This window comes from Vibrio sp. HB236076 (assembly GCF_040957575.1).
Lineage (GTDB): Bacteria > Pseudomonadota > Gammaproteobacteria > Enterobacterales > Vibrionaceae > Vibrio.
On record NZ_CP162601.1, the window covers coordinates 1,351,119 to 1,364,277 of the forward strand.

Consider the following 13,159-nt stretch of genomic DNA (forward strand, 5'->3'; position numbering starts at 1 on the left):
AGCCAGTCATGAACGCAAAGATAACAAACGGTCAGAGAGTGTGAAAATCACCTTCTGAGTTAATCACAAGGTAAAAAAACGGGCGAGTTTGCTTTTTTTTTCACCGATGTCGCGTTGGTAACGGCTTTTAAAGCGATTATACATCGATTTTCGTTATCTTTAAGCGTATAAAAGGAATCGTATTCTGCTAGGTTCACTTTCGCTAGCAGATTGGAATGAACAACAAACAATTGAGAAGAACTGGGAAATTCATTATGCGAACCCATTATTGTGGTCACTTGAACAAAGCTCATGCAGGGCAAACAGTAGAATTGAGCGGTTGGGTAAACCGTCGTCGCGATCTAGGTGGTTTGATTTTTATCGATATGCGCGATCGTGAAGGTATTGTTCAGGTTGTGGTTGATCCTGATATGAAAGACGTATTTGAGGTCGCGAACCAGTTGCGTAGTGAGTTTTGTATTCAATTGAGCGGTAAAGTCAATGTTCGCCCTGATAGCCAAGTCAACAAAGACATGGCGACCGGTGAAGTGGAGATTTTGGCAACGTCTTTAACGATAGTAAACCGCTCTGAGGTTCTGCCACTGGACTTTAACCAAAAGAACTCAGAAGAGCAGCGCTTGAAGTACCGCTATTTGGATTTGCGTCGTCCGGAAATGAGTGATCGCATTAAATTGCGCGCCAAAGCATCCAGCTTTGTCCGTCGTTTCTTAGACGAACATGGCTTCTTAGACATTGAAACGCCGGTACTGACCAAAGCGACGCCAGAAGGCGCACGTGATTACCTTGTGCCAAGCCGTGTTCACAAAGGCAATTTTTATGCCTTGCCTCAATCGCCTCAATTATTCAAACAGTTGTTGATGATGTCGGGCTTTGATCGCTATTATCAAATCGTTAAGTGCTTCCGCGACGAAGACTTGCGCGCTGATCGCCAACCAGAATTTACCCAGATCGATATTGAAACCTCATTCATGAGTGCTGATCAAGTTCGCGATATCACGGAAAAAATGGTGCGTGATATGTGGCAAGAATTGCTTGATGTTGATTTGGGCGCCTTCCCTGTGATGCCATTTAGCGAAGCGATACGCCGTTTTGGCTCTGACAAGCCGGATTTGCGTAACCCACTGGAATTGGTTGACGTCGCTGATATTGTTAAAGATGTCGAGTTTAAGGTTTTCTCTGGGCCGGCAAACGACGAAAAAGGTCGCGTCGCGGTTATTTGTGTCCCAGGTGGTGCGGCACTGACTCGCAAGCAAATTGATGGCTATGCTGAATTTGTTGGCATTTACGGTGCAAAAGGCTTGGCATGGATGAAAGTCAACGACCGCGCTGCCGGTGTGGATGGCATTCAGTCTCCGGTGGCTAAATTCCTGTCAGAAGCGGTGATTCAATCCTTACTTGAGCGCACGAATGCGCAATCGGGTGATATTATTTTGTTTGGGGCGGACAAAGCCAATGTCGTTTCTGAAGCCTTAGGTGCGCTGCGTCTGAAGCTAGGTAAAGATCTTGAGCTAACCGATGAAAACGCGTGGGCACCACTTTGGGTGGTTGATTTCCCAATGTTTGAAAGCGATGATGAAGGCAACTTAGCGGCCATGCACCACCCATTCACCTCGCCATTAGGTGTTAGCCCTGAAGAGTTAAAAGCTAACCCAGCTGCCGCTAACTCTAATGCCTACGACATGGTGTTAAATGGTTATGAAGTCGGCGGGGGCTCAGTACGTATTCACGATGCAGCGATGCAATCTGCGGTATTTGATATCCTCGGTATCGATGAAGAAGAGCAACAACGCAAATTTGGCTTCTTACTTGATGCATTGAAATACGGTACTCCACCGCATGCGGGTCTGGCATTTGGCTTGGATCGACTGGTCATGTTGCTCTGTGGCACCGAAAACATCCGCGATGTTATCGCGTTCCCTAAAACAACGGCGGCGGCGTGCCTATTGACCGATGCCCCAAGTGAAGCGAATCCTGCAGCGCTTGAAGAACTCGCGTTAACGGTTAATCTTGCCAAGGAAAAATCACAAAATTAACCTTTCGAACGAATGTCAATGTTCATCAATGCCCGGTAACGGGCATTTTTTTATTCTGAGGAGGAATCATGGCTGGACACAGTAAATGGGCCAATATTCGTCATCGCAAAGCGGCACAAGATGCCAAGCGCGGTAAAATTTTTACCAAATTAATTCGTGAGATTGTTGTGGCCGCTAAAGAGGGCGGTGGCGATGCCGATAGTAATCCGCGTTTACGAGCAGCGCTCGATAAGGCATTATCCAACAATATGACCCGTGATACCATCAATCGTGCTGTTGCTCGTGGTACGGGCGATGAAGATGGTGATAATGTCGAGAGTGTCACTTATGAGGGCTATGGCCCTGGTGGGACGGCTGTCATGGTTGAGTGTTTGACTGATAATCGAAACCGCACGGTTTCTGGTGTTCGTCATGCTTTTAACAAATCAGGTGGCAATCTTGGTACCGATGGCAGTGTAAATTACCTTTTCGACAAAAAAGGCGTGGTCACTTTGTCACCCGGCAATGATGAAGAAGCGGTACTCGAAGCGGTATTGGAGTTTGGCGTCGAAGACATTGAAACTTATGACGATGGCAGTATCGATGTGTTTACTACGCCAGACGCCTTTGGCGACGTCAAAGATGCCTTGGACAAGGCGGATTTTGAAGCGCGCTTTGCCGAAGTTGCGCTGATCCCGGCAACGAAAGCACAACTCGATGATGAAACCGCCCCCAAATTATTGCGTTTGATTGATATGTTGGAAGAGCTCGACGATGTACAAGAGGTATATCACAACGCACAGTTGAGTGATGAGGCGATGGAAAGTTGGTCGTAAACGATGTCGAAATTCAAGGATGGCTATGTCAATTATTTTAGGCATTGATCCTGGTTCAAGGATCACTGGATACGGTGTCATTCGTCATCAAGGGCGACATTTGCACTATTTAGGCAGCGGTTGTATTCGAATGAGTGAGAAAGAACTGCCCGGTCGATTAAAGCAGATCTATGCGGGTGTGAGTGAAATTATTACTCAATTTCAGCCTGATATCTTTGCGATTGAGCAAGTGTTTATGGCTCGAAATGCCGACTCTGCGCTTAAATTAGGTCAAGCCCGTGGCAGTGCGATTGTCGCGGCGGTCAATGCCGATCTCCCGGTGTTTGAGTACGCCGCCAGACTGATCAAACAAGCGGTTGTCGGGACTGGCGCAGCCGATAAATCTCAAGTTCAGCACATGGTTCAACAAATGTTAAAACTGACAGCGAAACCACAAGCTGACGCAGCTGACGCACTCGGGGTAGCGATTTGTCATGCAAACACCAACCGTACTTTGGTCGCCATGGCTGGTAAAGCAAGCTCGGCTCGTCGAGGGCGTTACCGCTAAACTGAAAATTGTTATAAAGAACTGGATACCTATCCAGTTCTTTATTATTCTATACCCATAATCGAACAAAAAGAGAGTAGAGTGTGATAGGTCGACTACGCGGTGTCATTTTAGAAAAGCAACCTCCTCAAGTATTAATTGAAGTTAACGGTATTGGTTATGAAGTGCAAATGCCGATGAGTTGCTTTTATGAGTTGCCAAGTCTTGGTGAAGAAGCCGTTATTTACACCCACTTTGTGGTTCGTGAAGACGCCCAATTGCTTTATGGGTTTAACCAAGTCAACGAGCGAGCACTCTTCAGAGAAGTGATTAAAGCCAATGGCGTTGGTCCCAAGTTAGGACTGGGAATTTTGTCTGGTATGAGTGCCAGTCAATTTGTCAAATGCGTCGAGAGAGATGACGTTTCTACCTTAGTTAAGTTACCTGGTGTAGGCAAAAAAACCGCTGAACGTTTACTGGTTGAAATGAAAGACAGGCTCAAGGGCTGGGGCGATCCTGATGATCTGTTCACCCCGTTCACCGATGCCGCCCCAGCAGACAGTGAGCCTACGGCAAAGGCTGTAGAAGAAGAGGCCGTTAGTGCTCTTTTGGCGTTGGGGTACAAACCCGTCCAAGCTTCAAAAGTAGTTAGCCAGGTTTATCAAGAAGGCATGAGCAGTGAAACCTTGATCCGAGAAGCATTAAAATCAATGGTTTAATGGGTAAACGAAGAGTAAAATGCGAAAAGCATGGATAATGAGTAGACATTATGATTGAAGCGGATCGATTAATTGCGGCTGAAAACCCGGCGTTTAATGACGAAGAGGTCATCGATCGCGCAATAAGACCCAAAAAATTGGCCGATTACCAAGGCCAGGATCACGTCCGTGATCAAATGGAAATCTTTATTAAAGCGGCACAGCTGCGACAAGAAGCGCTTGATCATTTGTTGATCTTTGGCCCTCCAGGCCTGGGTAAAACGACCTTGGCCAATATCGTGGCCGAAGAAATGGGCGTTAATATTCGCACTACCTCGGGACCGGTACTGGAAAAAGCTGGCGATCTGGCGGCGTTACTCACCAACTTAGAAGAAAACGACGTTTTATTTATTGACGAAATTCACCGTCTCAGCCCGGTCGTTGAAGAAGTGCTTTACCCGGCAATGGAAGATTACCAACTTGATATCATGATTGGTGAAGGTCCTGCTGCACGGTCGATAAAAATTGACTTGCCGCCTTTTACACTGATTGGTGCTACAACTAGAGCCGGCTCATTAACCTCCCCACTGCGCGATCGCTTTGGAATTACTCAACGCTTGGAGTATTACCAAGTTAAAGATTTACAGCATATTGTGATGAGAAGCGCAGGTTGCTTGAATTTGTCGATGGAAGAAGCAGGGGCTATGGAAGTGGCAAGGCGGGCAAGGGGGACGCCAAGGATTGCGAACCGTTTACTGAGACGAGTAAGGGACTTTGCTGAGGTAAAAGCCGATGGGCATATTGATGCTGCCATCGCTGACCAAGCGTTGAATATGCTCGATGTTGATGCGTTAGGTTTCGATTATATGGACCGCAAGCTTCTCTTAGCAATTATGGAAAAATTCTCCGGTGGTCCGGTTGGTTTAGACAACATGGCTGCAGCCATCGGTGAAGAAAAAGAAACCATAGAAGATGTTCTCGAACCGTATTTAATTCAGCAAGGGTATTTACAGCGCACTCCGCGTGGCAGAATTGCCACCGAGCGGGCTTATCTTCACTTTGGTCTTGATAAACCTTCGTAATGGATATCATCAAAGGTTAAATACCACCCATGGTCTTGATTGTCTTGATGCCACTCCGTTTCAGTGGCCACGCTGATCTACCGCTCACTTGAACGTAACTTATCATGTTAAAAATCCGATAGACTTTGTTTATCGGATTTTTTAATGGACTGAATTTATGACGAAACAACACCTCTATTATTTATTCATATACGGCCATCATGTCAATCAGGGTTTGTTTGATTAAGTCGAATTCATTCCAAGGGAGAAAGTGGTTTTGCTCGTTGAGATAGATGACTGTCGCACTCGGTACTTTTTGTTTAATAAACGCGGCATTTTGATGCGGGACGAGTTTATCATTGGTGCCTTGGATGACAGTTATTGGCGCTGTGATCTTATCCCATAAAGGCAACATCACTTCTAATTGCCCTTTCAGTGGCAGTATCTCTTGATTGGTAACATTGAGCGCAGCAGGAATCAATGGGCGTACCCAGTGCCAATCGGCGATGTATTGAAACCACTTGGTAAATTCTAAGCTTGGATCAACAGAGCCCGCTAAAATGAGTAATTGGTCGACGCTTTCTGGGTAGTCCATCGCTAGGCGCGCAATGACGGGGCCGCCAAATGAATGACCGACTAAAATAACTCGCTTTTCTTTTCCAATGTCTAAGATGGCTTGATGCAGCAGTGCGGCTTGCTTTGATAAGTTAACTTCCCAACGACCTGGCTGTGACTTGCCATATCCCAAGCGGTCGACCGACGCCATTAGAGCGTGGTGGCTAAGATCAGGGTCGGCAAGGTAAGAGGCAAAGGCTAACCAGTCTCCGGGGGCACCATGAACAAACACGATGGCGATATTGTGTTTCTTGTGCTCATCGATAATGGGATTGACCACATAATGCATTTTTCTATCGCTCTCTTGTACATACTCACTTTGAGGTCGCGTGGTCTCGTTAAATAATCCCAACATATGGGCCTTATCGTAGGGAGGCACATCGCAGCCGATCAGAAATAAGCAACCAAGGAGGGTGGAAACGTGATACCTAATGTTAACCGCCATTGTATTCTCAGTGTTTGGTTTGAATCGTTGAACAAAGATAGACCGGCCAAGGTCATTTTTCATTGCAAACGCAAAGGTGGTATTGACATTCGTTAAGGCCACATTGAGTTTAAAAGCGTTTGTTTTGAGGAAGTATTAACAGTTTTTGCTTTTAATTTGTGATCTTGATCGCATTTATTGATGTTTAATAGTTTAAAAAATGAGTAATGAAATGAGTCAGGATGTTATCGCTCTGTTTCACCTAATGGCGGGATAAATGACATTTTTACCCTCGTGTAACAAAAAATGTCACGAGGGATTGACTGAGATCATGGCGGGTTATAAAAGCGGCAAGATATGATGTAAAAATTGATACAAATCAAGCCGTGAAGCCGCGACTAAGTAGGTTTTGAAACACGTTAATAATGTGATTAGATGAAGACGGCAATAGGCTATTAATGCTCGCGAGTCGTCAAAGCTTAAATGACATTAACGGCTATAACTAACAATCTGTTTTACACTGTGAGTTCAATTTAGGGTGTTGAGTAGACACCGATAGGAGTTATCATGATTGATGTAGTGGACCTATCGCGATTGCAGTTTGCAATGACAGCGATGTATCACTTTCTGTTCGTGCCTTTAACTCTTGGTATGACTTTTTTATTGGCGATTATGGAATCATTATACGTAATGACCAATAAAACCATCTACAAAGACATGACCAAGTTTTGGGGAAAATTATTTGCGATAAACTTTGCGCTCGGAGTATCAACGGGCTTAACGATGGAGTTCCAATTCGGAACCAACTGGTCATTTTACTCTCATTACGTTGGTGATATTTTCGGTGCACCACTTGCCATAGAAGCCTTAGTTGCCTTTTTCTTAGAATCTACTTTTGTCGGCTTGTTTTTCTTTGGGTGGGATCGCTTATCAAAACGTCAACATTTGGCGGTGACTTGGTTAGTTGCCTTGGGATCAAACTTCTCTGCACTTTGGATTCTGATCGCTAATGGTTGGATGCAAAACCCAGTTGGCGCAGAGTTTAATTTTGAAACCATGCGCATGGAAATGGTGAGCTTTTCTGAAGTCATTTTAAACCCAGTGGCTCAGGTTAAATTTGTTCACACGGTTGCCGCTGGGTATTGTACTGGTGCCATGTTTGTTCTTGGTGTAAGCGCGTATTATTTATTGCGCGGTCGAGATCTGGCGTTTGCCAAACGTTCATTTGCTATTGCGGCTTCTTTTGGTATGGCTTCCGTCGTGTCGGTGATGTTGTTAGGTGATGAGTCAGGCTATGAGCTTGGCGATGTACAAAAAGTCAAACTGGCGGCGATTGAGTCGGAGTGGCATACCGAGCCTGCTCCTGCGGCATTCACGGCATTTGGTATACCTAATCAAGAAACCATGCAAACCGATTACGCGGTAAAGATCCCTTACTTACTGGGCATTATCGCCACGAGGTCACTCGACGGCGAAGTGAAAGGCTTACGTGATCTGCGAGAAGAACACGTCGAACGGATTCGCAATGGTATGTATGCCTACGAATTACTAGAGAAACTTCGTTCTGGCGATAACACGCCTGAGAACCAAGCGGCATTTGATCAAGTCAAACAAGATTTGGGTTATGGCTTATTGCTCAAACGCTACACTGATAAGGTTGTCGATGCCTCTGAAGCGCAAATTCAAGCGGCGGCAGATGACTCAATACCCACCGTATGGCCTTTATTTTGGTCATTCAGAATCATGGTGGCTTGTGGCATTGCGATGTTTGCTGTTTTCGGCTTGTCGTTTATCCAGACGTGTCGACAAAAAATCGGTTCGCAACCTTGGTTACTCAAAGCGGCTATGTTTGCTATCCCTCTGCCTTGGATTGCGGTTGAAGCCGGTTGGTTTGTGGCCGAATTCGGACGACAACCTTGGGCTGTAGGGGAAATATTACCGGTTAACGTGGCGGCTTCAGCATTGTCACGCGGTGAAATCCTGACCTCAATGGCGGCGATAATCGCCTTGTACACCGTCTTTTTAATTGCCGAAGTGTATTTGATGGTGAAGTTTGCTCGAAAAGGACCAAGCAGTCTAAAGACAGGGCGCTATCATTTTGAGCAAATCAGTCACTCGACCAAAGATACGGTCAATCGCCAAGTTGAAGCCTAGGTAAGGAGAAATACATGTTTGATTACGAAGTCTTGCGATTTGTATGGTGGGTATTGATTGGCGTTTTGTTGATCGGTTTCACCGTTGCTGATGGTTTCGACCTTGGGGTAGGCGCGTTAATGCCTATCCTAGGGAAAACGGATACCGAGCGTCGTGTGATGATAAACACCATCGCGCCGCACTGGGACGGTAACCAAGTTTGGCTAATTACCGCCGGTGGGGCACTTTTTGCAGCCTGGCCGCAAGTCTATGCGGTGTCATTTTCTGGCTTTTACTTTGCGATGATCCTGGCATTAGCGGCATTATGGCTAAGGCCTCTTGGCTTGGATTATCGCTCTAAAATTGAAGAACCACGCTGGAGAAAAACCTGGGACATTGCAATTTCGATCAGCGGTTTTGTCCCAGCATTGATCTTTGGTGTCGCTTTTGGAAATTTACTGCAAGGCGTTCCCTTTGAAATTAATGAGTTTTTGATGGCGAGATACCAAGGTTCATTCTTTGGCTTATTGAATCCTTTTGCTCTGTTAGCTGGCGTTCTTAGTGTGAGCCTGTTTATTATGCAAGGCTCAAGTTGGCTACAGATGAAGACCCGTGGTGATTTACACAAGCGTGCTCGTGTAACTAACCAAATCGCCAGTGCGATTGCTGTATTTAGCTTTGGTCTTGCGGGTTTATGGATACAACATATCGATGGATTCGTTGTGACCAGTGTGCTTGATCATCACGCCGCTTCCGATCCATTAGCCAAAGACGTGTCAATTCAAGCGGGGGCATGGATGAAGAATTACTCCATTCACCCTGTTTTATGGGCGGCTCCGATACTCGGCCTTGTGATGCCCTTGGTGGCAATATTGGCGTCGAGAGCAGAAAAAGCAGCCATTGCCTTTATTGCGTCGAGTTTAGCCACAGCCGGTGTCATCCTCACTGCGGGTATTTCAATGTTCCCGTTTGTCATGCCATCGAGTATTCAGCCTAATGCAAGCTTGACCATGTGGGATTCCACGTCAAGTCAGTTAACGTTAGAGATTATGACGTGTGTGGCGTTCGTAATGGTGCCCATTATCTTGGCGTATACAAGCTGGTGTTATTACAAAATGTTTGGTCGTATTGATAATCAGTTTGTTGAAGATAACAAACACTCAGTCTACTAAGGAGCAATGATAATGTGGTATTTTGCTTGGATCCTAGGGGTATTATTGGCTTGTGCATTCGGCATTATCAATGCACTCTGGCTTGAACATACCGAAATGATGAATGACGATGAATGATCGTCTTTCACAACCCACTTTCCTTCGCTATTTTGATAAAGCCCTTGTTAGGGCTTTATCACTTCTGCTCGGTTTTACCCATTTAGCTTTAGTAATGTGGGACCCGCACCAATACAGCCTGCAAATCGGTGGCTTTAATGGCGTGATTTCACCCTTATTGATTTGGTCCATTTGCAGCAGTATGGTCTCGGGGGTGGGTTTTTTGCCACGTCATTGGATGTGGCAATGGGTGTTTAGTCCTTTATTCAGCCTGCCGATATTGTTCACCATCACAATGCTTTGGTTAACTTAATCCAAAACCACCTTCGAGGTGGTTTTTTACCCTTCTATGACGCTATGTGTGTTGACGGTGAAGCTTCATCTGCTTGACTCAACCAAAGCCTCCTCAAACCAATTATATAAACCAAAAGTTAATCAAAAACTGGTCCATTAATAAGTTATACCACTCTGATTAAGTATGTGATCAATGATAGCGCAGAGATCAAGCTTGAAAACACGGCAGCCTTTTCTTGTTAAGAACGGAATCTAAGTCTTTATTCTATCTGTTATTTTCTTAACGATGGTATCGAGTTTTTTAACCAGCGAGGGTGACCCGCTACTGAGTTAGGTTGGTATTAAATTATGCCTGTTCTTCTATGTAACGTTTGGAGTGCCATTGACGATGACTAAGTGGATATAAGGATTGGACTTTTCGTTGCGATATCAAAGACCTTTTTTTCCGTTTAACGACAATTTGCAAGAAATTGGCTCTCGAAATTCGATAGTGCTATTCACAAATAAAAGCTATTTCCCGTAAGTAATTGTTGCTAATAACGAGTTTATTCTGTTTTAAAAACAAGGATATGTTGTATAGTAAATAGCATCGTTTACAAGAAGGGTGATAATTAAAAATGAATGAACAAGTATTTCAATGGCCTGTCCGCGTCTATTATGAAGATACCGATGCTGGCGGAGTTGTATATCATTCAAATTATCTAAAGTTCTTTGAGCGAGCGAGAACAGAGATGTTAAGGGCATTGGGTGTCAGTCAGCAAAGCTTACTTGAACAAAATATTGGTTTTGTAGTCCGACATATGGATATCAACTTTATCGCTGGGGCGAAACTTGACGATCAATTAACAGTCAACACAGCAATTGATGAAAAAAAACGCGCTTCTATGAGTTTTTGTCAAGAGTTAGTCAATGCTGATGACAAGATATTGTGTAAAAGCATAGTTAAAGTAGCATGTATAGACAATCTTAAAATGAAACCTATTGCGATACCAAAAGCGATTTTTGGGGAGATTAAATAAAGTGAACGCCGAATTATCTATTTTAGATTTATTCCTTCAAGCGAGTTTGCTTGTCAAATTAGTGATGTTGATTCTATTGTCGATGTCAGTAATCTCATGGGCCATGATCATTAAGCGCTCTAAAGTATTGTCGGCAGCGACGCAAGAAGCCAGCGACTTCGAAGATAAATTCTGGTCTGGCGCCGATTTGAGTACTCTCTATCAGGATGCAAAAAAACGCAAAGATGACATTACCGGTAGCGAAGAAATTTTCTATGCCGGTTTTATGGAGTTTTTGCGTTTGCGAAACAATCACAACGCCTCCCCAGAATTTGTGATGGAAGGGGCTAGCCGTGCAATGCGAGTATCGGTGTCTCGCGAGGTCGAAGAGCTTGAAACTCACTTGCCTTTTTTGGCAACCGTAGGCTCGATTAGCCCTTACATTGGTCTTTTTGGTACGGTTTGGGGGATCATGAGTTCATTTATTGCTTTAGGCCAAGTAAAACAAGCAACACTGGCTATGGTTGCTCCTGGGATTGCAGAAGCGTTAGTCGCGACAGCGATGGGGTTGTTCGCAGCTATTCCTGCCGTGATGGCTTATAACCGTTTGACCAACCGCGTTAGTAAGTTGGAGCATAGCTACGCCACCTTTGCAGAAGAGTTTCACAGTATTCTTCACCGTCAAGTGATCTCATCGACCAGCAAGGATTAATTGATGATGCCAGGATATCAACGAAAAAAACGCCGCATGACGGCGGAGATCAATGTCGTTCCCTATATCGATGTGATGTTGGTGTTGTTGATCATCTTTATGGTGACATCGCCTTTTGTCACACAAGGGGTAGATGTTAACTTGCCCCAAGCATCAACGGCGAAAACAGCTCAAGAATTAATGGGGGACGATAACGCCAGTTTTGTTATCGTTGAAGTCGATAAAGAAGGGCAACTTGGTGTCAGCATCGACAATGATGACTTTGAGCGTAATTTGTCGATCGATGAAGTGATTTCTCGCGTTCAAGCGGAGCGTGAATTAAACCCTAACTCTCCAGTAGCCGTTGGTGGGGATAAAGCCACTTCTTATGAAAATATAGTTTTGGTCCTTGATCAACTCAGTCGTGCTGGTATAGCTAAAGTTGGCCTGTTAACAGATTTTAATAACGATAACTAAGTATTCATGAAAGAGCATACAACCAAACAAAAAAGTCAGCTAAAAGGGGCATTATTTGTCTCTTTAGTGGCGCATTTGCTTTTGATTGCTATTTTACTTTTGTCTTCAAACTTTGAATTTGAAGAAGAAGCCTCAAGCGGTCAAATGGTAGAAGCCGTGGTGATTGACCCCAACTTGGTTCGTCAGCAAGCTCAACAAATACGTCAACAAAAAGAAAAGGCGCAAAAACAACAGCAAGACAAGCTCGATGAGCTGAAAAAACAAGCTGAAGAATTGGAAAGAAATCGCAAAGCAGAAGAAGAGCGCGTTCGTCAGTTACAACTTGAAAAAGCGAAAGCGGAAAAGCAAGCTCGCGAAGCAAAGGAGCGCAAGCTAGAACAGGAGCGTTTAGAAAAGCAGCAAGCAGAAGAGAAAGCTGCGGCCGAGAAAGCCGCGCGTGAAAAAGCGGCGAAAGAAGCAGCCGAGAAAGCCGCGCGTGAAAAAGCGGCGAAAGAGGCAGCCGAGAAAGCCGCGCGTGAAAAAGCGGCGAAAGCTGCGGCCGAGAAAGCCGCCCGTGAAAAAGCGGCGAAAGAAGCAGCCGAGAAAGCCGCGCGTGAAAAAGCGGCGAAAGAAGCAGCCGAGAAAGCCGCGCGTGAAAAAGCGGCGAAAGAAGCAGCCGAGAAAGCCGCGCGTGAAAAAGCGGCGAAGGAGGCAGCCGAGAAAGCCGCCCGTGAAAAAGCGGCGAAAGAGGCAGCTGAGAAAGCGGCGCGTGAAAAACAAGAAACTGAACAGGCTTTGGATAATATTTTTGATGGCCTTGAAGCCGAGAACTCACAAAACAGTGCGGCAAAACAAAGGCAGGTCAATAATGAAGTGGCAAAATACTCGACGATATACAAACAATTAATCCAAAATAAATTAATTGCTCAAGATTACCTAAAAGGTAAAACTTGCCGAGTTAATATGAAGTTAATTTCTGCTGGTAGTGGCTTTGTTGTCGGTAATGTTACCGTTCTCAGTGGTGATGGTCGATTGTGCACCGCCACGAAAAGTGCCATTACTCAAGTGGCTAACTTTCCGGCGCCAAAAGATCCAGCGGTACTTAATAAGCTTAAAGATATCAATTTAACGGTAGAACTATAAGGGA

Annotated in this window: 14 protein-coding genes; 13 read left to right on the forward strand and 1 reads right to left on the reverse strand. The window is 45.0% G+C overall.

Annotated features, from left to right (window positions below; all coding sequences use genetic code 11):
* Window positions 1-254 precede the first annotated feature (254 nt).
* The 5 genes from aspS (at window position 255) to ruvB (ending at window position 5,154) form a co-directional block, all read left to right on the forward strand.
* Window positions 255-2,033, forward strand: coding sequence for an aspartate--tRNA ligase (gene aspS, locus AB0763_RS05915; protein WP_306101659.1), 1,779 nt, complete (start codon window positions 255-257; stop codon window positions 2,031-2,033).
* A gap of 68 nt (window positions 2,034-2,101) precedes the next feature.
* Entirely contained in the window at window positions 2,102-2,848 is a 747-nt protein-coding gene (locus tag AB0763_RS05920) for a YebC/PmpR family DNA-binding transcriptional regulator (RefSeq protein WP_306101658.1), read from the forward strand.
* Between the two features lie 25 nt (window positions 2,849-2,873).
* Entirely contained in the window at window positions 2,874-3,395 is a 522-nt protein-coding gene (gene ruvC, locus AB0763_RS05925) for a crossover junction endodeoxyribonuclease RuvC (RefSeq protein WP_306101657.1), read from the forward strand.
* A gap of 83 nt (window positions 3,396-3,478) precedes the next feature.
* Window positions 3,479-4,093 (forward strand): Holliday junction branch migration protein RuvA, encoded by a 615-nt coding sequence (ruvA, locus tag AB0763_RS05930; protein WP_306101656.1) that lies wholly within the window; start codon window positions 3,479-3,481, stop codon window positions 4,091-4,093.
* 50 nt (window positions 4,094-4,143) lie between these two features.
* A complete protein-coding gene (gene ruvB / locus AB0763_RS05935) occupies window positions 4,144-5,154 on the forward strand; it encodes a Holliday junction branch migration DNA helicase RuvB (RefSeq protein ID WP_306101655.1) in 1,011 nt (336 codons plus the stop codon).
* A 181-nt stretch (window positions 5,155-5,335) separates the two neighbouring features.
* On the opposite strand, the gene AB0763_RS05940 is transcribed toward ruvB, so the two are convergent.
* The gene (locus tag AB0763_RS05940) at window positions 5,336-6,193 is read right to left on the reverse strand and encodes an alpha/beta fold hydrolase (RefSeq protein WP_306101654.1); all 858 of its coding nucleotides are present in this window, start codon (window positions 6,191-6,193) and stop codon (window positions 5,336-5,338) included.
* A 546-nt stretch (window positions 6,194-6,739) separates the two neighbouring features.
* Between AB0763_RS05940 and cydA the strand changes: the two genes are divergently transcribed.
* From cydA to tolA, 8 genes are all read left to right on the forward strand, one after another.
* Window positions 6,740-8,326: a cytochrome ubiquinol oxidase subunit I gene (cydA, locus tag AB0763_RS05945; protein WP_306101653.1), complete on the forward strand. Its 1,587-nt coding sequence runs from the start codon at window positions 6,740-6,742 to the stop codon at window positions 8,324-8,326.
* Window positions 8,327-8,340: 14 nt separating this feature from the next.
* Window positions 8,341-9,477 carry a cytochrome d ubiquinol oxidase subunit II gene (gene cydB, locus AB0763_RS05950; protein ID WP_306101652.1) on the forward strand — a complete coding sequence of 379 codons (1,137 nt, stop codon included), beginning with the start codon at window positions 8,341-8,343 and terminating at the stop codon, window positions 9,475-9,477.
* A 12-nt stretch (window positions 9,478-9,489) separates the two neighbouring features.
* Window positions 9,490-9,594, forward strand: coding sequence for a cytochrome bd-I oxidase subunit CydX (gene cydX / locus AB0763_RS05955; RefSeq protein WP_306101651.1), 105 nt, complete (start codon window positions 9,490-9,492; stop codon window positions 9,592-9,594).
* Window positions 9,587-9,886 (forward strand): cyd operon protein YbgE, encoded by a 300-nt coding sequence (gene ybgE, locus AB0763_RS05960; RefSeq protein WP_306101650.1) that lies wholly within the window; start codon window positions 9,587-9,589, stop codon window positions 9,884-9,886. Before cydX ends, ybgE begins: the two co-directional genes overlap by 8 nt.
* 598 nt (window positions 9,887-10,484) lie before the next feature.
* Window positions 10,485-10,886, forward strand: a complete 402-nt coding sequence (ybgC, locus tag AB0763_RS05965; RefSeq protein WP_306101649.1) for a tol-pal system-associated acyl-CoA thioesterase — start codon at window positions 10,485-10,487, stop codon at window positions 10,884-10,886.
* A 1-nt stretch (window position 10,887) separates the two neighbouring features.
* Window positions 10,888-11,577, forward strand: a complete 690-nt coding sequence (tolQ, locus tag AB0763_RS05970; protein WP_306101648.1) for a protein TolQ — start codon at window positions 10,888-10,890, stop codon at window positions 11,575-11,577.
* A 6-nt stretch (window positions 11,578-11,583) separates the two neighbouring features.
* Window positions 11,584-12,033, forward strand: a complete 450-nt coding sequence (tolR, locus tag AB0763_RS05975; protein ID WP_306101756.1) for a protein TolR — start codon at window positions 11,584-11,586, stop codon at window positions 12,031-12,033.
* A 6-nt stretch (window positions 12,034-12,039) separates the two neighbouring features.
* The gene (gene tolA, locus AB0763_RS05980; protein ID WP_368643969.1) at window positions 12,040-13,155 is read left to right on the forward strand and encodes a cell envelope integrity protein TolA; all 1,116 of its coding nucleotides are present in this window, start codon (window positions 12,040-12,042) and stop codon (window positions 13,153-13,155) included.
* Window positions 13,156-13,159: the final 4 nt, after the last annotated feature.

Coding starts and splice junctions, on each gene's coding strand:
- ruvB (WP_306101655.1), top strand. CDS start 4,144: ATGATTGAAGCGGATCGATTAATTGCGGCTGAAAACCCGGCGTTTAAT.
- cydA (WP_306101653.1), top strand. CDS start 6,740: ATGATTGATGTAGTGGACCTATCGCGATTGCAGTTTGCAATGACAGCG.
- ybgE (WP_306101650.1), top strand. CDS start 9,587: ATGAATGATCGTCTTTCACAACCCACTTTCCTTCGCTATTTTGATAAA.
- AB0763_RS05940 (WP_306101654.1), bottom strand. CDS start 6,193: ATGGCGGTTAACATTAGGTATCACGTTTCCACCCTCCTTGGTTGCTTA.
- cydX (WP_306101651.1), top strand. CDS start 9,490: ATGTGGTATTTTGCTTGGATCCTAGGGGTATTATTGGCTTGTGCATTC.
- ybgC (WP_306101649.1), top strand. CDS start 10,485: ATGAATGAACAAGTATTTCAATGGCCTGTCCGCGTCTATTATGAAGAT.
- AB0763_RS05920 (WP_306101658.1), top strand. CDS start 2,102: ATGGCTGGACACAGTAAATGGGCCAATATTCGTCATCGCAAAGCGGCA.
- tolR (WP_306101756.1), top strand. CDS start 11,584: ATGCCAGGATATCAACGAAAAAAACGCCGCATGACGGCGGAGATCAAT.
- ruvC (WP_306101657.1), top strand. CDS start 2,874: ATGTCAATTATTTTAGGCATTGATCCTGGTTCAAGGATCACTGGATAC.
- aspS (WP_306101659.1), top strand. CDS start 255: ATGCGAACCCATTATTGTGGTCACTTGAACAAAGCTCATGCAGGGCAA.
- cydB (WP_306101652.1), top strand. CDS start 8,341: ATGTTTGATTACGAAGTCTTGCGATTTGTATGGTGGGTATTGATTGGC.
- tolA (WP_368643969.1), top strand. CDS start 12,040: ATGAAAGAGCATACAACCAAACAAAAAAGTCAGCTAAAAGGGGCATTA.